This window comes from Curvibacter sp. Hmag1.1 (genome assembly GCF_059769165.1).
The window spans coordinates 2,739,713-2,763,089 of record NZ_JBMBGX010000002.1 but is presented as its reverse complement, the minus strand read 5'-3'; the positions used below and the strand labels follow the sequence as shown (position 1 = coordinate 2,763,089).

The 23,377-nt window shown below is 61.4% G+C and carries 18 protein-coding genes and 1 pseudogene; 10 read left to right on the top strand and 9 right to left on the bottom strand.

Translation table 11 applies throughout. The features are described 5' to 3' along the window. Nucleotides 1-59: 59 nt before the first annotated feature. The 3 genes from ACOAP0_RS13740 to ACOAP0_RS13730 are packed head-to-tail and all read left to right on the top strand — an operon-like array spanning nucleotide 60 to nucleotide 3,478. Nucleotides 60-1,400, top strand: coding sequence for a glutamine synthetase family protein (locus tag ACOAP0_RS13740; protein ID WP_498376856.1), 1,341 nt, complete (start codon nucleotides 60-62; stop codon nucleotides 1,398-1,400). A gap of 24 nt (nucleotides 1,401-1,424) precedes the next feature. Beyond that, complete coding sequence (locus ACOAP0_RS13735; protein WP_498376855.1) at nucleotides 1,425-2,804, top strand: aspartate aminotransferase family protein; 1,380 nt, start codon at nucleotides 1,425-1,427, stop codon at nucleotides 2,802-2,804. Further along, nucleotides 2,801-3,478 carry a GntR family transcriptional regulator gene (locus tag ACOAP0_RS13730; protein ID WP_498376853.1) on the top strand — a complete coding sequence of 226 codons (678 nt, stop codon included), beginning with the start codon at nucleotides 2,801-2,803 and terminating at the stop codon, nucleotides 3,476-3,478. The genes ACOAP0_RS13735 and ACOAP0_RS13730 overlap by 4 nt, the downstream gene beginning before the upstream one ends. A 107-nt stretch (nucleotides 3,479-3,585) precedes the next feature. Here ACOAP0_RS13730 and ACOAP0_RS13725 read toward each other — a convergent pair whose 3' ends face one another. The 5 genes and pseudogenes from ACOAP0_RS13725 to ACOAP0_RS13705 all read right to left on the bottom strand — a co-directional run bounded on the left by ACOAP0_RS13725 (nucleotide 3,586) and on the right by ACOAP0_RS13705 (nucleotide 10,854). Next, the gene (locus ACOAP0_RS13725) at nucleotides 3,586-5,100 is read right to left on the bottom strand and encodes a CoA-acylating methylmalonate-semialdehyde dehydrogenase (protein WP_498376852.1); all 1,515 of its coding nucleotides are present in this window, start codon (nucleotides 5,098-5,100) and stop codon (nucleotides 3,586-3,588) included. Between the two features lie 22 nt (nucleotides 5,101-5,122). Then, a complete protein-coding gene (gene iolB / locus ACOAP0_RS13720; RefSeq protein ID WP_498376850.1) occupies nucleotides 5,123-5,941 on the bottom strand; it encodes a 5-deoxy-glucuronate isomerase in 819 nt (272 codons plus the stop codon). 99 nt (nucleotides 5,942-6,040) lie between these two features. Next, nucleotides 6,041-6,968: pseudogene (gene iolE / locus ACOAP0_RS13715) on the bottom strand (myo-inosose-2 dehydratase). Between the two features lie 27 nt (nucleotides 6,969-6,995). Further along, nucleotides 6,996-8,867 (bottom strand): 3D-(3,5/4)-trihydroxycyclohexane-1,2-dione acylhydrolase (decyclizing), encoded by a 1,872-nt coding sequence (gene iolD / locus ACOAP0_RS13710; protein WP_498376848.1) that lies wholly within the window; start codon nucleotides 8,865-8,867, stop codon nucleotides 6,996-6,998. A 22-nt stretch (nucleotides 8,868-8,889) separates the two neighbouring features. Then, on the bottom strand, nucleotides 8,890-10,854 hold the full coding sequence (locus tag ACOAP0_RS13705) for a bifunctional 5-dehydro-2-deoxygluconokinase/5-dehydro-2-deoxyphosphogluconate aldolase (protein WP_498376847.1): 1,965 nt from the start codon (nucleotides 10,852-10,854) through the stop codon (nucleotides 8,890-8,892). Nucleotides 10,855-10,978: 124 nt separating this feature from the next. Between ACOAP0_RS13705 and ACOAP0_RS13700 the strand changes: the two genes are divergently transcribed. The 3 genes from ACOAP0_RS13700 (at nucleotide 10,979) to ACOAP0_RS13690 (ending at nucleotide 15,818) form a co-directional block, all read left to right on the top strand. Then, nucleotides 10,979-11,851, top strand: a complete 873-nt coding sequence (locus ACOAP0_RS13700; protein WP_498376845.1) for a MurR/RpiR family transcriptional regulator — start codon at nucleotides 10,979-10,981, stop codon at nucleotides 11,849-11,851. Between the two features lie 48 nt (nucleotides 11,852-11,899). Then, nucleotides 11,900-12,895 (top strand): inositol 2-dehydrogenase, encoded by a 996-nt coding sequence (gene iolG / locus ACOAP0_RS13695; RefSeq protein WP_087496424.1) that lies wholly within the window; start codon nucleotides 11,900-11,902, stop codon nucleotides 12,893-12,895. Between the two features lie 340 nt (nucleotides 12,896-13,235). Beyond that, nucleotides 13,236-15,818, top strand: coding sequence for a DUF3857 domain-containing protein (locus ACOAP0_RS13690; protein WP_498376844.1), 2,583 nt, complete (start codon nucleotides 13,236-13,238; stop codon nucleotides 15,816-15,818). Here the strand turns inward: ACOAP0_RS13690 and ACOAP0_RS13685 are convergent. From ACOAP0_RS13685 to ACOAP0_RS13675, 3 genes are all read right to left on the bottom strand, one after another. Next, nucleotides 15,811-16,182 carry a response regulator gene (locus ACOAP0_RS13685; protein WP_498376843.1) on the bottom strand — a complete coding sequence of 124 codons (372 nt, stop codon included), beginning with the start codon at nucleotides 16,180-16,182 and terminating at the stop codon, nucleotides 15,811-15,813. The genes ACOAP0_RS13690 and ACOAP0_RS13685 overlap by 8 nt on opposite strands. A 45-nt stretch (nucleotides 16,183-16,227) precedes the next feature. Beyond that, nucleotides 16,228-17,187 (bottom strand): chemotaxis protein CheX, encoded by a 960-nt coding sequence (locus ACOAP0_RS13680; RefSeq protein ID WP_087496421.1) that lies wholly within the window; start codon nucleotides 17,185-17,187, stop codon nucleotides 16,228-16,230. A gap of 116 nt (nucleotides 17,188-17,303) precedes the next feature. Continuing rightward, complete coding sequence (locus tag ACOAP0_RS13675; protein ID WP_498376842.1) at nucleotides 17,304-17,843, bottom strand: FxDxF family PEP-CTERM protein; 540 nt, start codon at nucleotides 17,841-17,843, stop codon at nucleotides 17,304-17,306. A 268-nt stretch (nucleotides 17,844-18,111) separates the two neighbouring features. On the opposite strand from ACOAP0_RS13675, the gene ACOAP0_RS13670 reads away from it, so the two are divergent. Continuing rightward, the gene (locus tag ACOAP0_RS13670; protein WP_498391438.1) at nucleotides 18,112-18,672 is read left to right on the top strand and encodes a hypothetical protein; all 561 of its coding nucleotides are present in this window, start codon (nucleotides 18,112-18,114) and stop codon (nucleotides 18,670-18,672) included. Nucleotides 18,673-18,691: 19 nt separating this feature from the next. On the opposite strand, the gene ACOAP0_RS13665 is transcribed toward ACOAP0_RS13670, so the two are convergent. Beyond that, nucleotides 18,692-22,177, bottom strand: coding sequence for an error-prone DNA polymerase (locus tag ACOAP0_RS13665; protein WP_498376840.1), 3,486 nt, complete (start codon nucleotides 22,175-22,177; stop codon nucleotides 18,692-18,694). A gap of 38 nt (nucleotides 22,178-22,215) precedes the next feature. Between ACOAP0_RS13665 and ACOAP0_RS13660 the strand changes: the two genes are divergently transcribed. The 3 genes from ACOAP0_RS13660 to ACOAP0_RS13650 all read left to right on the top strand — a co-directional run bounded on the left by ACOAP0_RS13660 (nucleotide 22,216) and on the right by ACOAP0_RS13650 (nucleotide 23,347). Then, nucleotides 22,216-22,425 carry a hypothetical protein gene (locus ACOAP0_RS13660; RefSeq protein WP_498376839.1) on the top strand — a complete coding sequence of 70 codons (210 nt, stop codon included), beginning with the start codon at nucleotides 22,216-22,218 and terminating at the stop codon, nucleotides 22,423-22,425. Continuing rightward, entirely contained in the window at nucleotides 22,410-22,640 is a 231-nt protein-coding gene (locus ACOAP0_RS13655; RefSeq protein ID WP_498376838.1) for a PIN domain-containing protein, read from the top strand. The genes ACOAP0_RS13660 and ACOAP0_RS13655 overlap by 16 nt, the downstream gene beginning before the upstream one ends. Nucleotides 22,641-22,813: 173 nt before the next feature. Further along, nucleotides 22,814-23,347, top strand: coding sequence for a hypothetical protein (locus ACOAP0_RS13650; RefSeq protein WP_498376837.1), 534 nt, complete (start codon nucleotides 22,814-22,816; stop codon nucleotides 23,345-23,347). The last annotated feature ends 30 nt before the right edge of the window (nucleotides 23,348-23,377 follow it).

The window sequence follows — 23,377 nt, the reverse complement described above, 5'->3', positions numbered from 1 at the left end:
TGATCACAAATTGACTTTGACGCACTAGAATTTGGCCATCTCCACTCCCGGCTACGCCCATGTCTACTCCCAGCGCCATTGAAGCTTTTTTGACCCAGCACCGCATCCACGAGGTGGAGTGCGTCATCCCCGACATGACGGGCATTGCGCGCGGCAAGATCCTGCCGCGCGACCTGTTTTTGGCGGCGGGGGAAATGCGCATTCCCAAAAGCGTGCTGCTCAACACAGTGAATGGCCAGCAGCCGGACAACGGCCCCTATGTGGGCGACACCGACCCCGACATGGTGTGCCTGCCCGATGTGAGCACCGCCCGCGTGGTGCCCTGGGCGGCCGAGCCGGTGGCGGTGGTGATCCACGACTGCCAGGAGTGGGACGGCAGCCCGGTGCAAATCTCGCCACGCGGCGTGCTGCGCCGGGTGCTCAAGCTGTTTGACGAACGCGGCTGGACGCCGGTGGTGGCGCCCGAGATGGAGTTTTATCTGGTGGCCCGCCAGCAAAACCCGCACGAGCCTTTGCAGCCGCCCCTGGGCCGCACCGGCAAGCCCGAGGCGGGGCGGCAGAGTTATTCGATTGACGCGGTCAACGACTTCGACCCTTTCTTCATGGAACTGTCGAGCTTTTGCCAGCAGCACAACCTGGGCGTGGAGACGCTGATCCACGAGGCCGGACCCGGCCAGATGGAAATCAACTTCAGCCATGGCAATGCGCTGGAGCTGGCGGACCGGGTGTTTTTGTTCAAGCGCACGGTGCGCGAGACGGCGCTGCGCCACGGCATTTTTGCCACCTTCATGGCCAAGCCCATGGAGCAGGAGCCGGGCAGCGCCATGCACATCCACCAGAGCATTCTGGATGCCGAGGGCAACAACATCTTCAGCCTGCCCGATGGCTCGGTCAGCCCGCTGTTCGGGCAGTGCATTGCGGGGCTGCAGGCCTACATTCCGCAGCTCATGCCCATGTTTGCGCCGTATGTGAATTCGTACCGGCGGCTCTCGCCCTTTATGTCGGCGCCCATCAATGTGCGCTGGGGGCATGACAACCGCACCTGCGGCATCCGTATCCCCAAGTCCAGCCCCGCCAACCGCCGGGTGGAAAACCGGGTGCCGGGTGTGGACGTGAACCCCTACCTCGCCATGGCCGCTACGCTGGCCTGCTGCTACTTGGGCATGACCGAGGGCCTGACGCCCAGCGCCCCCACCACCGACAGCGCCTGGAACGTGAGCCACGAATTGCCCCGCCACCTGGAAGACGCCATAGCCTCCATGCGCAGCTGCGAGCCCATGCGCGAGGTGCTGGGTGCCGGTTTTGTGGATGCCTTTTGCGCCGTGAAAGAGCTGGAGTACGCCACCTACAACCGCGTGATCAGCTCCTGGGAGCGCGAGCACTTGTTGCTGTTGGTTTGAACCCGCACGCACCGGAGAACCGCCATGACACAGACCCACACACCCGTTTTGCGCCACCTGGACCCGCAACGCCTGGCCGCCGTGCGCGAGCGCGAGCGCGCCGCCTACGCCGCCGCTAACCCCACGTCCCACGCCCTGTCGCAACGCGCGGCCAAGCACCTGATGTTTGGTGTGCCCCTGCACTGGATGAGTGACTGGTCCACGCCCTTCCCGCTGCACCTGGCCCACGCGCAAGGCGCGCGGTTGACCGACGCCGACGGCCACCGCTATGTGGACTTTTGCCTCGGTGACACGGGCGCCATGTTCGGCCACAGCCCGCCCGCGGTGGCCCGCGCCATTGCGGCGCAGGGGGCGCAAGGCATCACCACCATGCTGCCCGGTGAGGACGGCGTGTGGGTGGCCGAGGAGCTGGCCCGCCGCTTCGGGCTGCCGGTGTGGCAGTTTGCGCTGTCGGCGTCTGACGCCAACCGCTTTGCCATCCGCTGGGCGCGGGCGCTGACCCAACGCACGCAGGTGCTGATCTTCAATGGCTGCTACCACGGCACGGTAGACGATGTGTTTGTGGACCTGGTGGACGGCCAGCCCCGCACGCGCGACAGCCTGCTGGGCCAGGTGATGGACATCACCCGCACCACGCGCAGCGTGGAGTTCAACGACCTGGCCGCTCTGGAGTCTGCGCTGGCCGACGGCCAAGTGGCCTGCCTGCTGGCCGAACCGGCCATGACCAACATCGGCATGGTGCTGCCCGAGCCCGGCTTTTGGGAGGCTGCGCAGGCCCTGTGCCGCCGCTACGGCACGCTGCTGCTGATCGACGAAACCCACACCATCAGCACCGGCCCCGGCGGCTACACCCGTGCCCACGGCCTGCAACCTGACTTGCTGGTACTGGGCAAACCGGTAGCCGGTGGCGTGCCCTGCGCGGTGTATGGCTTTAGCGCCGAGGCCGCAGCCCGCGCTGAGGCCGCCAAGCGCAACGCACCACCCGGCCACAGTGGCATAGGCACCACGCTCACCGCAAATTTGCTGACCATGGCCGCCATGCGCGCCAACCTGGCTGAGGTGATGACGGACGCCGCCTACGCCCACATGTTCACCCTGGCTACCCGCTTGGCAGAGGGCCTGCGCGCCATGATTGCGCGCCACGGCTTGGGCTGGTGTGTAACGCAAGTGGGTGCGCGCACCGAGTTCCAGTTCACCCCCACACCGCCGCGCAACGGCAGCGAGGCGGACCGCATCTTGAACCCGGCTCTGGAGCAGAACATTCACCTCTACCTGCTAAACCGGGGCCTGGTGATCACGCCGTTTCACAACATGATGCTGGTGTGCCCCGACACCACTGCCGACGATGTGGACCGCCTGGTGGCCGGCATGGAGGCGTTTGTGGTGGACACTCTGACCCCATGAGCGAAGCCCCCACCCCAGAGACAAGCACCAGCACCGACCAGGACCGCGTTTACACCACGCTGCGGCAGTGGATCACGGTGGGGCGCTTTCTGCCCGGCGAGCGGCTCAAGATCCGCAATGTGGCTGCCGACATGGGCGTGGGCCAGATGCCGGTGCGCGCTGCCTTGCAGCGTCTGGCTGCCGAGGGCGCGCTCATTAATGTGCCCAACGCCGGGGTGACCGTACCCCGCCTCTCGCTGCCCGAGTTTGACGACCTGATGCAGATGCGCCTGCTGCTGGAAGGCGAAGCCGCCGAGCGGGGTTGCCTGCGGCTGGATGCGGCACAAATTGCCACCCTGCAAGGCTGGAGCGCCGACATGGCCGCCGCCTTGCAAGCGGGTGAAGCCAAGCGCTACCTGGACATCAACGATGACTTCCATGTGCTGCTCTACAAGGCTGCCGGCTCACCCCTGCTGTTTCAGCTGATAGACACCCTGTGGCTGCGCGCCGGCCCCATCTCCAACCGCCTGTTTGACACCCCGGATGCGAGCGCCGTACTCAACGACGCCCACGACGACCTGGTGCGAGCCCTCGCCCAGCGCGACAGCGCCGCCGTGCGCCGCGCGGTAGAGCGCGACATCTTTGTAGCCGGCCAGTTTTTGCGCGCGGCGTGCGTGGACAGGAAGCGCAAGTAAAAAAGGCGACTCCGCCGAGTCGCCTTTTTGCTATCAAAACAGAAGCTGCTCGCGCCCATTCCATGGGCGCTAGAGCACGATTTGACTTGTAATTACTTGGCTGGCAGTTATTTGGCGGTGGGCATCACAAACTCAGCCCCCTTGCCGATGCTCTCGGGCCAGCGCTGCATGATGGACTTTTGCTTGGTGTAGAAGCGCACGCCCTCTTCGCCGTAGGCGTGCATGTCGCCAAACAGGCTCTTCTTCCACCCCCCGAAGCCGTGCCATGCCATGGGCACCGGAATTGGCACGTTGATGCCCACCATGCCCACTTGCACGCGGCGGCTGAATTCGCGCGCCACGTTGCCGTCGCGGGTGAAGCAGGCCACGCCGTTGCCGAACTCGTGGTCGTTGATGAGCTGCAGCGCCTTGGCAAAGTCGGGCACGCGCACGCACGCCAGCACCGGGCCGAAGATTTCTTCTTTGTAGATGCGCATCTCGGGGGTCACGTGGTCAAACAGTGTGCCGCCGAGCCAGAAGCCATCGCCACAGCCTTCACCGGCTTGCTTGCCGTCAAAGCCACGGCCATCAGCCAGCAGCGTGGCGCCTTCTTGCACACCGAGGTCGATGTAGCCGCTGATGCGCTTGTGCGCTGCTTGGGTGACGATGGGGCCCATTTCGGCTGCGAGGTTGGTGCCGTTGAGCACCTTAAGCGTTTTGGTGCGCTCCAGCAATTTGGGGATGACCTTGTCGGCCACATCGCCCACCAGCACCGCCACGCTGATGGCCATGCAGCGCTCGCCGGCGGAGCCATAGCCTGCGCCTATGAGGGCGTCTACCACCTGGTCCACATCCGCATCGGGCATGACCACCATGTGGTTCTTGGCGCCACCCAGGGCCTGCACGCGCTTGCCGTGGTGGGCACCGGTCTCGTAGATGTAGTTGGCAATGGGTGTGGAGCCCACAAAGCTCACAGCCTTCACATCGGGGTGCACCAGAAGTGCGTCCACCGCTTCTTTGTCGCCCTGCACGACATTGAACACGCCATCGGGCAGGCCGGCTTGCTTGAGCAAAACGGCAATGTAGAGGCTGGGGGACGGGTCAATCGGACTGGGCTTGAGCACAAAGGTGTTGCCCGCAGCAATGGCGACGGGGAACATCCATGCCGGCACCATGACCGGGAAGTTGAACGGCGTGATGCCGGCCACCACGCCGAGTGGCTGGCGCAGGGTCCAGTTGTCGATGCCGGTGGAGACCTGGTCGGTGAAGTCGCCCTTGAGCAACTGCGGAATGCCGCACGCGAATTCGACGATGTCGATACCCCGGGACACCTCGCCCTGCGCATCGGTAAACACCTTGCCGTGCTCGGCGGTGATCATGCGGGCCAAGGCGTCTTTGTGCTCGTTCAACAACTGCAGGAAGTTGAACATGATGCGCGCGCGGCGGATAGGCGGTGTGTCTGCCCAAGCCGGGAATGCCGCTTGCGCTGAAGCAACCGCGGCGTTGACCTCTGCCCCGTTGGCAAGCGCCACCGAGCCGGTGACCTGGCCGGTGGCGGGGTTAAAGACATCCTGGGCACGGCCGCTGGTGCCAGGGGTGACCTGGCCTTGGATGTAGTGGGAGATGGCAGTAATTGGGGACATGGAATGTGTTTCTCTAAAAGGGTCAGGTACCGGCAGCAGGGGCCAGCATCCATTCGTGGGCGGGGTCGTTCTTGAAGACCCAGAAGCGGTTGGGGCCCGCCATCACGTTCAGGTAATACGAGTCGTAGCCGTGGGGTGCCACCACCGGGTGGTAGCCCTTGGGCACCATGACGACGTCGTGGTTCTCGACGGCACAAGCTTCGTCGATGCTGCGGTCGTCGGTGTACACGCGCTGAAAGGCAAAGCCCTGCGGCGGGTTGAGGCGGTGGTAGTAGGTTTCTTCCAGCAGCGTCTCGACCGGCGGCTGCTCCACGTCGTGTTTGTGGGGCGGGTAGCTGCTGCTGTGGCTGGCGGGGGTCATCACCTCGACCACCAGCAGGTGGGCTGCGGTGGGGTCATCGTGCGGCAGGATGTCGCACACATAGCGGGTGTTGGTGCCCTTGCCACGCACACTGCGGCGCATGGTGGCGGGGTCGATCACGCGCACGGTGCGCTCTTGTGAGTCGGTGGGTGCGGTGCACAGGCCGACTTCCGCCTGGCGCACACCGCGCAGCGTGACCGTTTTGCCGGCGGGCACGTACACAGCAGCAGGCGACTGCTCGTCAAACACGCTGTCGCGGGTGCCGAGGTTGGCATGGGTGGTGCCGTCCACCGTGACATCCACAGAGCCTGTGAGCACCACCACGCACAGCTCACGTGCGCCGGTAGCTACGATTTCGATAGCACCCGCTTCGAGGCGCACGGCGCGGAAGCCCACGTGCGTCCAGCCTGCGCGCTCGGGAGTGACGTTGACAATCTCGCGACCCGAGGGCGCGGCCTTGGCTAAAAGGGGGCTGACCATAGGTGGCTCCTTAAGAAAGATGTTGCACAACCAGGGCATCCGTGGAACCGGCTTTGCCGGGCCAACGGATGCGTCCCCTGGGGGAAGACGCGAAGCGGCTCAGGGGGTGCCTTTCACCAGAGCGCTGAGAGTGTCAAAGCCCTTCTTGGCGTACTGGTAGCTGGGGGCGACGGCCGGGTCTTGCTCGGCTTCAACCACGAGCCAGCCTTCATAGCCGGCTTCGCGCAGCACTTGCAGGGCGGCTGCGTAGTCGATGGTGCCGTCGCCGGGCACGGTGAAGGTGCCGTTGAGCACGCCGTGCAAAAAGCTCCAGCCATCGTTGCGGGCTTGGGCAATCACGGGGGGTACGCACGTCTTTGCAGTGCACATGCACCACACGCTTGACGTGCTTTTTGAGCAAGACCACCGGGTCGGTTGCGCCCCCGAAATAGGCGTGACCTGTGTCGTACAGCAGGAAAACCTTGGCGGGGTCAGTGAGCGTCATCAGCTTGTCGATGTCAGCCGGGGACTCCACATAGGCACCCATGTGGTGGTGGTAGGCCAGCTTGATGCCGTAGGTCTGGATGAGGTGCTCGCCGAATGCGTTCAGGCGCTCGGCGTAGCCTTGCCAGAGGGCCTCGCTTGCGAACCGGGGGCGCTTGTTGACGGGGGTGTCCATCTGGCCTTGCACAGTGCCTGCGCACTCGCCATACACCACCACGTTCACGCCGTTGTATTGCAGCTTGCTCATATGGGCCTTGCAGCGCTCGATCTCGGCGGCTACGGCGTCGGCATTGCTCTGGCCGGGTGCTACTTCGGCCAGAAAACCGGAGTACCAGCCGGACACGCAGGCCAGGCCGTACTCATCAAGCTTGGCTTTGAGCGATGGGCCGTCTTTGGGGAATTTGTTGCCCAGCTCAAAGCCGACGTAGCCGATTTCTTTGCCTTCGCGCAGCGCGGTTTCCAACGGAGTTTCGCCGCCCAGGGAGGGCATGTCGTCGTTGAACCAGGAGATGGGGTTGATGCCGATGCGGACGTTCCAGGTCATATCAATGCTTCTTTCTGAATCTAAATATCAAACACGTTGTTCTTGCTTGCCGGCGACATAGCGGGCGTGGGCGTCCAGCACCTCGCTGCGCGCGGACACTTCGGGAATCGCCACCTCCCACCAGCAGCCGCCCTCGGTGGTACGGGTGTGGGTGGTGTCGATCACCAGTACCTGGCTGCGTGTGGCAGCGCGGGCTTTGGCCATGGCGGCCTTGAGCTCGGCCACGTTGGCCACATGCACGGAGTCTGCACCCATGCTGCGGGCGTGGAGCGCAAAGTCGATGTTGCTGGCCTCGCCGCCCTCGCCAATGCAGTCGTCCAGCAGGTTGTTGAAGGCCGGGCTGCCCGACGCGGTTTGCAGGCGCTGGATGCAGCCGTAACCGCGGTTGTCCAGCACCACGACAATGATCTTTTTGCCCAGCATGACAGAGGTGGCCAGCTCGGAATTCATCATCATGTAAGAGCCATCGCCCACCAGTACGATGACCTCTTGCTCAGGCCGGGCCAGCTTGACGCCCAGGCCACCCGCAATCTCGTAGCCCATGCAGGAATAGCCGTATTCCATGTGGTAGTTGCCAGGCCGGCTGGCGCGCCAGAGCTTGTGCAGCTCGGCAGGCAGGGTGCCGGCGGCGCAAATGGCCACGTCGTGCACACCGCTGTCGCCACCTGCGTCGTTGAGGGAGTCGCGCACGGCGCCAATCACCTCGGCGTCGTAAGGCAGCACGCCTGGCTGGGGCGCGGCGGTGGTGAGCTCGGTGACCCGCGCGTTCCACAGCGCTGCTTGTTGTTGGGCGCGCGCAGTCCAGGCGCTGTCTGCCGCCCATGTGCCCAGCGCTGCGCTCAAGGCTTGCAGACCCACCAGCGCATCGGCCACCAAGGCGGTGCCACTCCACTTGCTGGCGTCAAAACTTTGCACGTTGAGGCTGAGCAACCTGGCGTTGGCAAACAGGGCGTGCGAGCCGGTAGTGAAGTCTTGCAGGCGGGTGCCCACGGCAAAGACCACATCGGCCTCGCGGGCCAGCACATTGGCATTGGGCGCACCGTCCACGCCGATGGCGCCGAGATTCAGGGGGTGGTCCCACGCCAGGCTGCTCTTGCCGCCATGCGACTCGACCACGGGCACACCATGCGCTTCGGCAAAGGCGCGCAGCGCCTCGCCCGCGTGGCTGTACAACACGCCGCCACCAGCCACGATGAGGGGCTGCTTGGCTGTCTTCAGCAAAGCGACTGCCTTTTGCAGTTCGCGCGCATCAGGGGGCGGGCGGCGGAACTGAATCAGCTCGGGGTGCAAGAAGCTCTCGGGGCAATCAAACGCATGGGTCTGGATGTCCTGCGGCAGCGCCAGGCACACCGGGCCGCAGGCTGCAGGGTCCGTCATGATCTGAATAGCGCGCGGCAAGGCGGTAAGGATTTGCTCCGGGCGCGTGATGCGGTCAAAGAAGCGCGTCACGGGGCGGAAGCAATCGTTGGCGCTCAGGTCGCCCTGCTGAAAACTCTCGACCTGCTGAAGCACCGGATCCGGCGCGCGGGAGGCGAAGGTGTCGCCGGGTAACAGCAGCACAGGCAGGCGGTTCACATGCGCCACAGCGGCGGCGGTGACCAGGTTGGTGGCGCCGGGGCCGATGCTGGTGCTGACTGCCATGATGCGCTGGCGCATGTGGGCCTTGCTGTAGGCGATGGCCGCATGGGCCATGCCTTGCTCGTTGTGGGCGCGGTAGGTGGGCAGCGCCTGGCGCTCGGCCCAGAGGGCTTCGCCGAAACCGGCGACGTTGCCATGGCCGAAGATGGTGAACACCCCGCCGCAGTAGGGCTGGATGCTACCGTCATGCATTTCCACCTTGAGGGCGGCGAGGTGCTTGACCAGGGCTTGTGAGAGCGTGAGTCGTTGGGTTGTCGTCATGAAAATCTCCGTCCTGCGGGGTTCAGGCTGCTGCAGCTGAAGAAGCGTGGCTAGAACCACGACGTGCTCGCCATGCGTTCACCAGGGTGGTGAAGTTGCCGGCAACCTCGGTCACAAATTCTTCGTCAGACATGCCGCCTGACAGCCATGTTAATGAGGCTTCGGCCCAGAGGCTACGACCCACCATAAAGCCCTTGACCACCGGGTTGGTGGCCAGCTTGAAGCTCTCTACCAGATGGGGAATGGGCTGGTTCAAACCGAGGATGACGGCGCCACGGCAGTACGGGTCGCGCTCGTCGATCAGCGCCTTCAACTCGGCCCAGCCGCCCTCTTGCATAGGGGCCAGCTTCCACCACTCGGGCTTGACTCCCAGGTTGTAGAAACGCTTGACGGCACGCAGCACCGCAGCGTCTTCCTCGCCCGCGACCACCAGCGCCTTGGGCAGGATGATTTCGAGCAGCAGCTCGTTGCCGCTGGCACGGGTGGCTTCCCACAGTTCCAGCACTTTTTGCTCTTGCTCCAGGCGTAGGGTGTAGTGGTCGTCCGGGTGGTAATGCACGAGGCACTTGACCACTTGCTGGGTGGGCCAATGGGTAAGTGCTGTGCCAATGGAGCGGGTGCCGTCAAACCGTAAGGGGCGGGAGCCGGGAAGCTCCACCGGGCGGCCTACCCACCAGCCACGGCCTGTGGCGCTGGCCAACGCGTCGGCACCGTAGCTGCCGCCATCGACCAGCACACCGGTGGCGCCTTGCAAGCCGCTGCCCTGCTCCACACGCTCTGCAGCGGTGACCAGCAGCTTCTTGAGGGCCGGAATGCGGGACTCGGGGGCGCCTGCCTGGCGGCACAGGTCATAAAACTGGCTGCGGTGGTCAAAGGCCATGACGCAGAGCTCGTTCCACACTGGGCGTGCCGCGGTGACGCGGTGCAGGTGGGCCAATTGCTGGTCCGCATCGACCTGCGGATTACGGCTGCCGCCAAACCAGTGCACCAGCTCGGGTGGCGTGGGCATGGCGGCAGAGCAGGCGTGGCGGGACACCACGATGGCTCCGCAGGCATTGGCCGTCTGGGTGGATTGCGCCCAGTCTTTGCCCTGCAAGAGGCTGGCCATGAGGCCTGAGAGAAACGCATCCCCCGCGCCGAGCACATTGAGCACTTCAACCCGCTCGCCCTGGAAGGTGGGCGCATCGTCAATCGCAGCGGGAATGGCGCCTTCAATGACGGTGCAACCTGCAGCGCCCCGCTTGACCACCAGCACGGCCTGGCTGTGCGCACGCACAGCGCGCAGACTGGCCATCAGGTCGTTGGGCACGCCACCCGCAATGAAGAACTCTTCTTCGGTGCCGACCAGCAGGTCGAACTGCGGCAGCATTTCTTGTAATTGCCGGGTGACAGCGGCATCGGCCACATAGCGGTTTTCGCCGGCGCCGCGGCTGGTCAGACCCCAGAGCACGGGGCGGTAGTCAATGTCCAGCACGCGCACCACGCCATGCTTGCGGGCGAACTCCAGAGCGCGGGTAGACGCAGCACGGGTACCCGGGGTGGATAGATGCGTGCCAGTGATGGCCAGTGCACGGCAGCGGGCGATAAAGGATTCATCAATCAGCGCCGCGTCTACCGCCATGTCAGCGCAGTTTTCGCGCACGAACAGCAAGGGGAAGGTGTCGCGGTCCTTGATGCCCAGCAGAACCAGGGCGGTAAGGCGCTGGGGGTCGATCTGTACCTGGCTCACATCGCAGCCATTGGCCTGCAAGGTGGAGGTGAGAAAACGGCCCATCTGTTCGTTGCCCACGCGGGAGATCATGGCGCTCTTGCAACCCAGGCGGGCTACGCCAAAGGCCAGGTTGGCGGAGCTGCCACCCAGGTACATGGCCATGCTGCGCGCGTCTTCCAGGGCGCTGCCGAATTGCTCGGCGTACAGGTCCACGGCCAGCCGGCCCAGGCAGGCCAGGTCGATGTCGCGCCCCTGCGGAAATTTCAGTTGTGTCATGGTGCTTCCTGATCGAAGAACTTTAGAAAATAGAATTATTTTTCGATTTAGTATAGTTCAATGAACAAATTTTCGTTTCAAAGTTTTTTATTGATGGATAATTTGTTTCAATTACCGACAACACATGAGCCCCATCACCCCCACCGCCCCCGATAGCGAAGAAGCTCTGATCGCAGCGATTGCGGCAGGCTACGAGGGCTTGAGCCGGCAGCTCAAGCAGATCGGCACGTACGTGGAGCAGCACCGTGGGCAGCTGGGCATTCAGTCCATCCAACAGGTGGCGGAGCAGTGCGAAGTGCAGCCCAGCGCGGTGATCCGGTTTGCCAAGCACTTCGGGTTTAGCGGCTTTACGGAAATGCAAAAGCTGTTCCGGGACGGGCTGGCGCGCCATATCTCGCCCAGCAGGGATTACCAGTCGCGCATCCGCAGTGCCATTGAGTCCGGTGCCAAAGACCTCACGGGTGCTGACATCGTGCACGCCGTCATTGGCGGCGGGATTGCCGGAATGGAAGAGCTGCAAAGCAGCTTGCAGGAGCCCGCGTTTGAGGAAGCGGTAGACCTGCTGTTCCATGCAGACACGGTGTGGCTGATGGCCTCGCGCCGCTCGTTTGCCATCTCCACCTACTTGGCCTATGCCCTGCAGCACACCGACAAGCGGGTGCAGCACATCACCGCCCTGGGCAACATGCAGGATGGGCAACTGCGCGGCCTGCGGCCCGGGGATGTGATGGTGGCCATTTCATTCGCACCCTATGCGGCGGAGACCGAAAGCATCGTGGCGGACGCCCACGCGCGTGGCGCCCGCATCATTTGCATTACCGACAGCAGCCTGAGCCCCATGGCGCGGTTTGCACAAACCTCGATCCTGGTGAATGAAACCAGCGTCTTCGGATTCCGTGCACTGACCAACACCATGGCCGTCGTGCAAAGCCTGTTCATGGCATTGGCCTACCGGCTGGAGCTGCAGTACGAACCCACCCGTCCGCGCGCAAGCTGAGCTGCGCGCGTTTTTGTTTTTTCCCTCCACTTACACCCAGACCCCACCATGAAAAAAGTTGCTCTCTTCGGTGCCGGCCGTATCGGCCGCATCCACGCCGCCAACCTCGCCGCCATGCCCGGCATTGAACTCACTGCGGTGAGTGACCCGATGGCTGCCAACGCGGCATCGCTCGCCCAGGAACACGGCGCACGCGTTGACAGCGTGGAAGCCATCTTTGCGGACAAGTCGATTGACGCGGTCGTCATCGGCAGCCCCACCACCACGCACAGCGACCTGATCACCCGCGCGGCCCAGGCCGGCAAGCACATTTTTTGTGAAAAGCCTGTGGACCTGTCTGCCGAGCGCGCACGTGCTTGTGCGGCTGTGGTGGCACAGGCCGGTGTGGCTTGCATGATCGGTTTCCAGCGCCGCTTTGACCCCACCTTCAATGAAGCCAAAACCCGCCTGGACCGTGGCGATATCGGCAACCCCGAAATGCTGGTCATCACCAGCCGCGACCCCGGTGCGCCACCCGTGGAATACATCCAGCAGTCCGGCGGCATCTTCCGCGACATGCTGATTCACGACTTCGACGTGTTCCGCTGGATCTTGTGTGGCGACGGTGACAAAGCCGCCTGGCTGAGCGCTACCGGCTCCTGCCTGACTGACCCCGCCATCGGCAAGGCCGGCGACTTTGATTGCACCGCAGTGACCATCAAGACCGTCAAGGGCCGCCTGTGCCAGATCAACACCACCCGCCGCGCCGCCTACGGTTACGACCAGCGCTTTGAAGTGATCGGCTCCCAAGGCATGCTGCAATGCGGCAACCACAAGCCCAGCGAAGTAACGCAGGCCACCGCCCAAGGCACCTCCCAAGACAACCCCGAAGCTTTCTTCCTGCAGCGCTACGCCGCGGCTTACCGCCTAGAGATTGAACACTTCTTCACCCAGCTGCAAAACGGTGGCAGCTTCCGCACCTCGGTACAAGACGGTGTGGATGCGCAGATTCTGGCGGACGCGGCGGCAGAGAGCGCGGCTAGCAACCGCATCATTACGTTCTGACAATGAAGGAACCTTTCACCACACGCAAGCTGTGGTGAAAGGTTCGTCGCGTGATAGACAGCGGCAAGGGTCTCTCCCTACATACAAGCCCTTTACGTGGCGAAAACCTTTGCTAGCATCCTGACTCAAATAAAAGGGGGGCTGTGTGCGAGGTTTATTCATTCGTTTCGTAGGCGTGTTTCTCGCCTTTTTTGTCCTTGCACTGGCGCTCCCCCATACGTCCCGGGCACAGGACTTGGACAGGGCCAACAAACTCAGTACGGGGCCGGAGCCGGAATGGGTCGAGGCCCGAGAGGCAGTGCCGGCCTCTGTGGTACCTGTCCCCCCTGGCATTGCGACATTGGGCGCATACATCGAATATTGGGGAAGCGAAATTCTGGCCAGCGGCTCCAGATCAGTGACGTATGAACGCCGCATCACTAGGATCCAGCAAACATCTGCGCTAACCGATGTAGGTGTTTTCCGCCTGGACTATTCGCCGGATTACCAATCGGTAAAGATTCACCGGATTGACCTGATCCGGGGCGGCCAGAGAATCCCGGTCCTCAAATCCATGACCTTCCGCGTCTCCAAGGTGGAAAGCGGGCTTGAGCGGCTGATGTTGAGTGGTAAGTCTGCAGCCATAGGCCAAATCCCAGATGCGCGTGCAGGTGATGTGATCGATGTCGCCTACTCGGTGACAGGCCAGAACCCCGTGTTTGGAGAACATTTTGTTGCCAATGTGAATTGGAACCATCCGCAGTACGTGCACAAGCGCCAAGTGCGCCTACTACACAGCCCGGAAATCAAAATTGCCAGCCAATTCATGGGGCCGCAATTCAAAGAGGCACCGTCCAACGGAAGTGTTTTCGGTGGCCGGTACAAGGAGCAGGTCTTTACCCAGACCCAAGTACTGCCCGCCTTCTACGACAACAAACTACCGAAAGACTACTCTCCGTTTCTGATTCTCCAACTGAGTTCCATGGGAAGTTGGTACGACGTGCACCAGTGGGCCGCGGAGCTCTTCAGGACGGAACCGGCCTCCCCAGCCATCAACTCTCTGGCAAAAGCATTGTCTGCCGGCGTCTCGCAAAAGCAGGCGATCGCCAAAGCTGCCAAGTTTGTCCAAGACGATATTCGCTACTTTTCTGTCTCAATCAGCGAGAACACTCACCGGCCACAGCAACCCGACGTAACACTGGAACGGCGTTTTGGTGATTGCAAAGACAAGGCGCTTTTGTTGGTCACGCTGCTTCGCGCGATGGGTGTCCGGGCCAATCCGGTACTGGTATCCGATTCCATGGGAAGACGCATTTTGGGAAGCCTGCCAACACCATTGGCATTCGATCATGCCGTGGTACAGGTGGTCTACAGCGACCGCTCGGAGCAAATGATTGATGCCACGCTCAATGCCGAGGATTTGCCCCTGGAACACCAAAGCGGAAAGCTGCAACGCAGCGTCGGTCTGGTTATCAAGCGTGATGCTCCCTATTACGTTCACCTCAAGGCCCTGGGCTACAGCCAAGCCAACCTGCAACTCAGCATTCTGGAATCCGTCAAGGTAGGTGGACTGGACAAAGAGTCCACCACAACCATCTCCACCCGTCTCCAAGGAGCTTTGGCGGAAATTACCCGTCAGTCACAAAAACAGCAGCCCGAGTCAACCCGTCTGCAGTTCCTGACCGACAATTACCTGCAACGGTACCCGAGCGCACGCAAGCGCAACGGGTTTCCGGTCAGCAAAGACATTCAGGCCTTGAACCAGTTTGAAATTGAAGAGGCCTACACCATTGAACGATTATTGAGTCGGGACAACACCAGCGGAATCTGGTTCGCGCGCTTCAACGCGCAACAGTTGCTCGGTGCGCTGAGTCAGGGCGGTTTGGACAAAGACCGATGGCTTCCCCTAGGCCTGCCGATGCCTGGCTCCATCCAGACGTACAGGGTGGAAGTTGAGTTTCCGCCGGAAATCCAAGGACAAGACGACCCCATCGAAGACAAGATGGACACCCCTTTTTTCCAACTCAACACTTTCCGCAGCTTTCGGGGCAACGTCTTCACATTTCAAGCGGACCTGAAGGTAATGGCGGACGAAATTCTTCCCGGAGGCATGGCGGACTTCGTCAAGGCCTACCAGGATGCCCAGAAAAAGTTGACAGATATCGTGATCGTTAGAGAAGACAACGTGTCGGCCAGCGTCAACAGCCGGGAAAACTATCGCGACCAAGCGGAAGCCAATCGCAAGAGGGCCATCGTAGCGGCAAGCAAAATCATTGACACAGGAAAGATCGCAGATGAAGACATGGCAGAGGTCTATCTGCAACGAGCCGCTGCGTACATGGACCTGGGTCAGATGCCGGAGGCCGAGGCTGACATCACCCAGGCCGTGCGACGCAGCCCGAACCTGGGGATTGCGTTCCAAGTTCGAGCCACTTGGAACATGCGGAACAAGCGATTACAAGCAGCAGAGAGCGATCTGAACAAGGCCATCGGAATGGGTAGTGAGCCAAGTTCAGCTTATTTGCGACGAGGCCAAGTCCGCTATGTTTCCGGAAACTACGCAGGAGCGTTAAGAGACTTCGAACAGGCGGAAAAATCTTCAGAAAGCGGCCTGAACAACGGCTTCATGCGGGTCTGGCAAGCACTCGCCCGAAAGCAGCTTGGATTGCCCGGCAATACTGATGTGACACAGGCTGGTTGGCCGAATCCCTTGCTCAAGGTGATATCGGGCATTGAGTCTCCTCAGGCCATGCTCCAAAAAATTGAAGCGACAAAATCACGCGAAGAGCGCACGCTCAACCTGTGCGAAGCCTACTTTTATCTGGCGCTGTGGTCTCAGACATCAGGCCGCGAAGGGGACTACCGTCGCTATCTGCAGAAAACCCTGGACACAGGCGTCATTCATTTCATGGAATACGAACTCGCCACGGTGCTGCTTAAATAATGCCGCAGAACTTCTTGAATGGCCCGAGTACCGCATCACCGCGGAAGGGCTTGACGATCCAGCCGGTGACGCCGATGGCACGGCCGCGCTCGCGCATGACCGGGTTGTCCTCGGTGGTGAGCATGATGATGTGCACCGACTTGTTGCCCAACTCGTTGCGGATTTTTTCGGCCATGGCCAAGCCGTCCATGTTAGGCATGTTGATATCACTGACCACCAGCTTGATGCCGGGGTCAGCCTTCAGCTGAACCAAACCATCGCGACCATCCGTGGCAAGTGCCACATCAAAACCGTGTTTGTTTAAGTAGCCGGAAACGATTTCCCGCATCGTGCTGGAATCGTCCACCACCAGAACATTCGCCATCTCTACCCTCTTCCCATCCGCACCGAAGTTGACGCTTTGAGTTGCTTAAAACAGATCCAGTTCACCGGCATCGCTGGAGCTTGACGCTGCATATTCTGCGAATTGCTCGGGCGACCAATGGAGGTTGAATATAAACCGCTGCACGATCACCAGCGGCTGGCCACCGCGCCGACCGGATTCCGACAGCGAATAGCGAATACACAACTGCGGATCGGGCGACCCGAAAGAGATGTACTTGTGCGCATGGTTGATCACGATCGGCACCTGGGCCAGCTGCGTGGCAGTACCTACAGGGGCAATGTAGCGGTTTTTGAAAGCACCCCAGATCAGGTTGGTGGTTTCGCCCAGCATGTTGTTGAGATCGCGGAAGTTGAGCTCGCCCCCCACCCCCTCGTAGCTGAAGCCCTTGAGCATGCCCTGGCGCAGTGCACTTTCTTCGGTTTGCAACATCATGTAGCCGCGGCACCAGGTGCTTTCGATCGGAATGATGGTGGACACTTCACCATGGATGATGCGGTCGTGCACTACATAAGGTGGCTCGGCCGTCACGTTGGCGTTCGGGAACATGGAGCGCATGGAAGTCAGCGTCAAATCCACAATGCCTTCCACCAGAGCAGTGGGGTAGCGCAGGCTGAATATCGACCGCTCCACGCCGGCGCGTAATTGCTCAACGTCGCCGGTGCTCCATGGGTAGCGGATGAATTCACGGTACAGCGCATCCAGGTCTCCGCTGGCGGTACGACGGAGAAAGATAGGCAGCTCAGGCCGCAGGCGGTGAATGGACTCGGCCAAGTGCAGCGCATCACGGTTACCGCAAGGCAGGTCTTCGGCCAGCAGTACACCAGCCAGATCCTTGTGCTGCTCCAGGCATGTAAGCGCATCGTGCGAGGTGCGCAACAAGGGCATCAGCCCCACGGAATCACAAAAATCGGTAAGCACTTTGCACTGCTGGGCATCGTGCTCCAGCAACAACACCTTGGCTTCCAGGTGGGTGGTATCAGTCATCGCGCAGACCTCACAGGATGGGTTTGACTCCCTGTGGACATCCTACACCGGCAGCGTTGAGACAGAGGCAAAAAAACGGGCCCGAGGGCCCGTTGATTTCTGAGGTTGTTTTCCGCTCAAGCGCTCTTGGCTTTGCGACGACGAGCTATTGCTCCCATCAAGCCCAAACCAGCCAAGAGCATGGCGTAGGTTTCTGGCTCAGGTACCGCAGTGACCGAGATGGAGCCGTGATAGCCGGTCATCGGAACATTACTGTAGCCATTGATGGTCAAAGTAAAGGGAGGCTGCGAATTGCCATCGATATCGAATGAACGTTTGGCCATATAGCTTACAGGAATCGAGTTCAACGTAGCTGATGTAACGGTAATGGGATTCGTGGTCGGAATACTGCCACTGGCCTGCTCCATGAAATTCAGCTCTACATAGTACTGTCCGGCCTCCCATGTTCCACTCATGCCTTGGAAGGTAATGGTGTCTGTGCCGGGGACACCGACGATGCCGCCCAACAATGGGCCGGTCAAATGGTCAGAGTCGTAATCCGCCTGCCAGTAACCGGGTGCTGTTTGGTGTAACTCGACGCTCATGGTGCCAGCTTGCACATTGGCTGCCATGCAAAGCACTGCAGCAGCAGTAAGGGTAAAGGCTTTCAGTTTCATAGAGAACTCCCGAAGTATGGGTTGGTTGAGTCGACATCAAGGTGGCACCCTGAGCGCTCTTTGTCATTGTTTTTCTGCTGGTCTTTTGGCTCCGTACGGCGGCGCACGGTCGGGCCATCCGTTTGGACTAGGTTCGAGTTCTCCCCGTCGAATCTGCGGACATTGAAAGACGTATTTGCATAGCACCTTGGAGTCTGAATAGCATCGCGACCATCAACTCCCGATCGCCCCTATGTTCAATACGCTCCGGTTATCCCTATCCAGGTTAATGTTGCTAGTCGCCGCATCGACTTCTACTGTTATCCATGCCGATGAATCAGACTGGAGCATCGGCGTCTATGCGGGCAAATATCACGATGCGGAGCCCGCCGGTGCACTGGCAGGTCGTGCGAACTATGCAGAGCACTACATGCTGGCCGTGACCGGTAGCAAAACGCTATGGAGACATAGCGAATGGCCGATTGCCATTGAACTTGACGGCATGCTGGGGCAGCAAGCCGGCATGGCCAACTTGACTGAAATTGCAGTGGCCCCCGCCCTGCGTTGGAGCGGCCTTCCATGGCGCGATACGCTGCGTACGGGCATCCGTCTTGCGCCCTTGGGGCTCTCGTACACCAGCCAAGTCGGTCCCATGGAAGCCGGGCCGGATGGAAGAGGGAGCCGTACGTTGAACTACCTGTTTGTAGAAGCCGCGTTTTCGCGCCCTCAATCCAAAGACAGTGAGTTCTTTGTGCGCTTGCACCACCGCTGCGCAATTTACGACCTGCTGAACAACTATGGCGCCAATGGTGAGGATTTCTTGAGCTTCGGCTTCAGGCGCAAGTTTTGATGCGGAGCCTACGCAGCGCTCAGTGAAAGTCCCGGCTAGTCGTCGCCAGCTCCCCCAGCAGGTGTGTCATGTCCACCACGCGCTTGGCAATCACATGGCGGACTTGGCCGCCGGTGGCCTCGTCACGCTGCCATACGCCGTAGACTGCCATCAGCCGGGCGCGGTAGACCGCGTCACGGAACTGCTCTTTCACCGCTTTCCAGACGATGATATTCACACTACCCGTCTCGTCCTCCAGCGTGACAAACACCACGCCTTTGGCGGTGCCCGGTTGCTGGCGCGCGGTGACGATGCCGCAGGCGCGCACCAGCCGGCCGCTGGGATAGTCACGCATCTGAGCCGCCGTGAGTAGGTTCTTTTTTGATAGCTGCTCGCGCAATAGCTGCAGGGGGTGGGAGCGCAAAGTGAGGCCTGTCGCTGCGTAGTCAAAGGTCACTTCTTCGCCCTCGTCGGCCGGGGGTAGCGCCAATTCATCCTCTTCAATCGGCACGCCCTGCAGCAGTGCGGGCGCGGGGCGCAGGGCGGAGGCGTCCCACACCTGCTGGCGGCGGTGACCGCTGAGGCTGATGAGGGCATCGGCACTGGCCAGCGCCTTGAGGTCGCCAGCGTCGAGGGCGCAGCGCAGGGCCAAATCTTGCGTGCTGGTGAACGGCCCGTTTGCGCGCTCTGCGCAGATGCGCTCGGCCACCGCCTGCTGCAAACCGCTGACCATGCGCAGCCCTAGGCGGATGGCGGCTTGGGTTTGCAGCGTCCATCCATTTGGGGTGGGGTGCTGCGCTTGCGGCTGCTCCAGCGTGCAGTCCCACGCGCTGTGCAGCACATCCATCGCGCGCACCTCCACACCGTGGTGGCGGGCGTCTTGCACCAGCTGTGCAGGGCCATAAAAGCCCAGCGGCTGGCTGTTGAGCATGGCCGCCAGAAAGCAAGCTGGCTCATGCCGCTTGAGCCAGCAGCTCACATACACCAGCAGAGCAAAGCTGGCCGCGTGGCTCTCGGGGAAGCCGTATTCGCCAAAGCCCTCAATCTGCTTGAACAGCGTGTCGGCAAACTCCTGCGTGTAGCCGTTTTTGAGCATGCCGCCCACCAGCCGGTCGTAGAACTTGCCCACACCGCCCTTGCGCTTCCAAGCGGCCATGGAGCGGCGCAGCTGGTCCGCCTCGCCCGCCGTGAAGTCGGCGGCGGCCATGGCGATCTGCATGACCTGCTCCTGAAAAATCGGCACGCCCAAGGTGCGCTTCAAAGCCTCTTCCAAGCCGGGAGATGCGTAGGTCACTGCTTGCGGATTGGCGCGCGCCTTGAGGTACGGGTGGACCATGCCGCCCTGAATCGGCCCCGGCCGCACGATGGCCACCTCGACGACCAGGTCGTAAAAGCACTTTGGCTTCAGGCGCGGCAGCATGCTCATTTGCGCGCGGCTCTCGATCTGGAACACACCCACCGTGTCGGCCTGGCAAATCATGGCGTAGGTGGCGGGGTCTTCGGCGGGCACGTCCTGCATGCGCAAAGGCACGTCACGCCACTGGCCGATGAGGTGCAGGCAACGTCGTATGGCGCTGAGCATGCCCAGGGCCAGCACATCGACCTTCAAGAGGCCCACCGCGTCCAGATCGTCCTTGTCCCACTGGATGACCGAGCGGTCGGGCATAGACGCGTTTTCCACTGGCACCAGCCGCGTCAGCGGGCCTTGCGTTAGCACAAAGCCGCCTACGTGTTGGCTGAGGTGGCGGGGAAAGCTTTGTAGCTGCGTGGCGAGGTCCAGCCAAAGTTGCAGGCGGAGCAAGGAAGGCAGGGGCGAACCGTCCACCAACAGACCGCAAGGGGCCGATGCTTGCGAACCAGTCCCAAAAGAACCACCCCGCTCAGCGACGCCACCTGCAGGAGCAAGAGTGGCAGGGCGTTCAGCGTAGGTCAAGGAGGAGCCCGCAACGCGGGCGGGGGACACGGAGCTGGGCGCCCTGCCGCTCTGGCTCCCGGCCCCCACACTGCCCGCCGGAGATTGAGCATCAAAACCACCCCTAGCGCCCGCAGAATCTGCGCAACCAGCTACTTTTTCGATAGCAGCCTGCAACCGCTCCACCAACACCGCACGGCTGTACATGCCGGGGTGCTCCTTGGCCATTGCGGTGATCAACACCTCAGGAATCTCCAGTGCCCACCCCACATCGCGCAAAGCGCTGCGCGGGCGGTAGCTAGCCACCACCGCAGTAATAGCAGCCCGCTCCCGGCCATATTTGGCGTAGATGTACTGGATGACTTCTTCGCGCCGCTGGTGCTCAAAGTCCACATCAATGTCGGGCGGCTCGTCGCGCTCCTTGGAGATGAAACGCTCGAACAGCACGTTCATGCGGCTGGGGTCCACCTCGGTCACGCCCAGGCAGTAGCAAACAGCCGAGTTCGCCGCCGAGCCACGCCCCTGGCACAAAATGCCGCGCCCTCGCGCAAATCGCACCAGGTCGTGCACGGTGAGGAAGTACATCTCGTACTTCATGTCGGCAATCAGGGCCAGCTCATGCTCCACCTGCGTGCGCACGTGGGGCGGCATACCCGTCGGGTAACGCTCCAAGGCGCCCTCTTCCGTGTACTGGCGCAAGGTCTGCGCCGGGGTGTGGCCGGGCAGCACGGCCTCCATGGGGTACTGGTAACGCAGCGCATCCAGTGTGAAGCTGCAGCGCCCCGCCACCACCAGCGTGTGGGCCAACTCGTCGGGGGTGAATAGGGCCGCGAGCCGGGCGCGACTGCGCAGGTGGTGCTCGGCATTGGCCTGCAGCGCAAAGCCGCACTGCGCCACCGGCAGGCCGCAGCGCACGGCGGTCAGCACATCGTGCAGCGGCTTGCGCGAGCGGGTGTGCATGCGCACCTGCCCGGTAGCAAGTGGGGCCAGCCCGCTCACCGCCGCAATCTGCTGCCAGTGCGCCCGCTCCAAAGCTTGCATGCCGCCCAGACCCGCAGTGACCGCCAGCCAAGAATTGATGCCAAAAAGGCCTCTAGCGCTCATCGCTATTGCGCAAGCAGCTTCTGTTTTGATAGCAAGGGGCAGATGCAGCAGCACCTCGCAATGCCGCAGCGTGTGCCAGGGAGATGCCTCCGGCTGCCCCAACCAGGCGACCCGGTAGTCGCCCTTGGGCGCCGCCATGCGCGCGCGGGTGATGAACTCGCACAGGTTGCCCCAGCCCTGCAGGTTGTGCGGCAACACCACCACGGTGAAGCTGGCGCCCGCGGCTACACCACCCGGCGCAGCCGGGTAAGGCACCGCAAACTCCGCCCCCGGCAGCAGCTGCAGACCCAGGCGCTGCGCCTCGCCATGCGCACGCACCACCCCGGCCACCGAACACTCGTCGGTGATGGCCAGCGCCGCATACCCGAGCCGGTGCGCCCGCTCCACCAACTCTTCCGGCTGCGAGGCACCGCGCTGGAAGCTGAAGTTGGAGAGGCAATGCAGCTCGGCATAGGCCGGCGCCGGGGTGGCTACCGGCGGCTGGGGCTTGATGGGCTTGGGAGATTGCATTTAAACTGTATAAAAATACAGTTTACAAGGAGATTCTCATGACCGCACCCATCAACCCCGTAGAGAGTGACAGCAAAACCGATGGCGACCCGGTGCTGCACCCGATTCAAGCGGACCGGGGCGCGGCACTCGTGCAAGCGCTGGAGGCGTTTGACGACGACTTTGCCGACCTGTTGGTGGCTGACCAGAAAGCCATCTTGCCATTGCAGGGAGCAGCACCCGCAAACCCGAAGTGCTCAAACGACTGACAGACCTCACCCGCTCCATCCCCGTGCGCTACAGCACCAGCGCCAGCTTGTGCGAACACTACGCCACACAGTTCACCCGACTGCGTACTGCAGGCACCCCCATAGGCGCCAACGACCTGTGGATCGCTTGCCATGCACTTGCGGACGATTGCACGCTGGTGACCAACAACGTCGGGGAGTTTGAGCGGGTGCAGGGACTCAGGTCGGAAAATTGAGAAAAGCTAAGCTGATTGACAGCATGGTCAAAGTCAATCCAACGTTACATTCATCTAAGCTCTTATCTTGAGCGGCACATTCCATGATGAGTCTTCAGATGTGAGGCCACGACCTCTGGCTGGCTCCACTGCAATGCCGTCGAGTGACGGCATATATGAATGGAAATACTTTTATGACACGAGTATCTGACTCATCTCAGCTCGACATATTTCAACAACTTGACCTTGACGCGATTGCCGACCCCGGAGACAAAATTCGAGAGTGTGAATTCTTTCTTAATCAGGCTTCCGCTGAGGTGGATCGCACACGATTTAGGTGGTTTATAAGCGCCTATCTCAATGCCGTTTACAGTTACTTTGAAACCACGGCTATGTATGCGTCCGTTGCATTCACCGATCCAAAAACTGGTTACCCAATTGAAGACACAGAGGCAATTGAAAAATTACGTACTTACGTTAGCGCTTCTCAGAGCAAGAGGAATCCTTACTACGTGAAGACCTCTGGGATACATCCAGTCATTGCTCGCGTATTTGAGATAAGAAAGGTAGCTACACATCATTTCCCGCTTGCAATCATGACCGTTGGCCCGAATTTGCCGGAAGATTTCCACTTGGGCTATCTGAAAGACAAAAGCGTGCCATTACTCGCACTCTGTCGCGAGGTATTAGCAATTGTCAAGAACGCGCAAAATGAGATTGACAAGTGAACTTTGTATGCGAACTACAGTTTGGAGGAT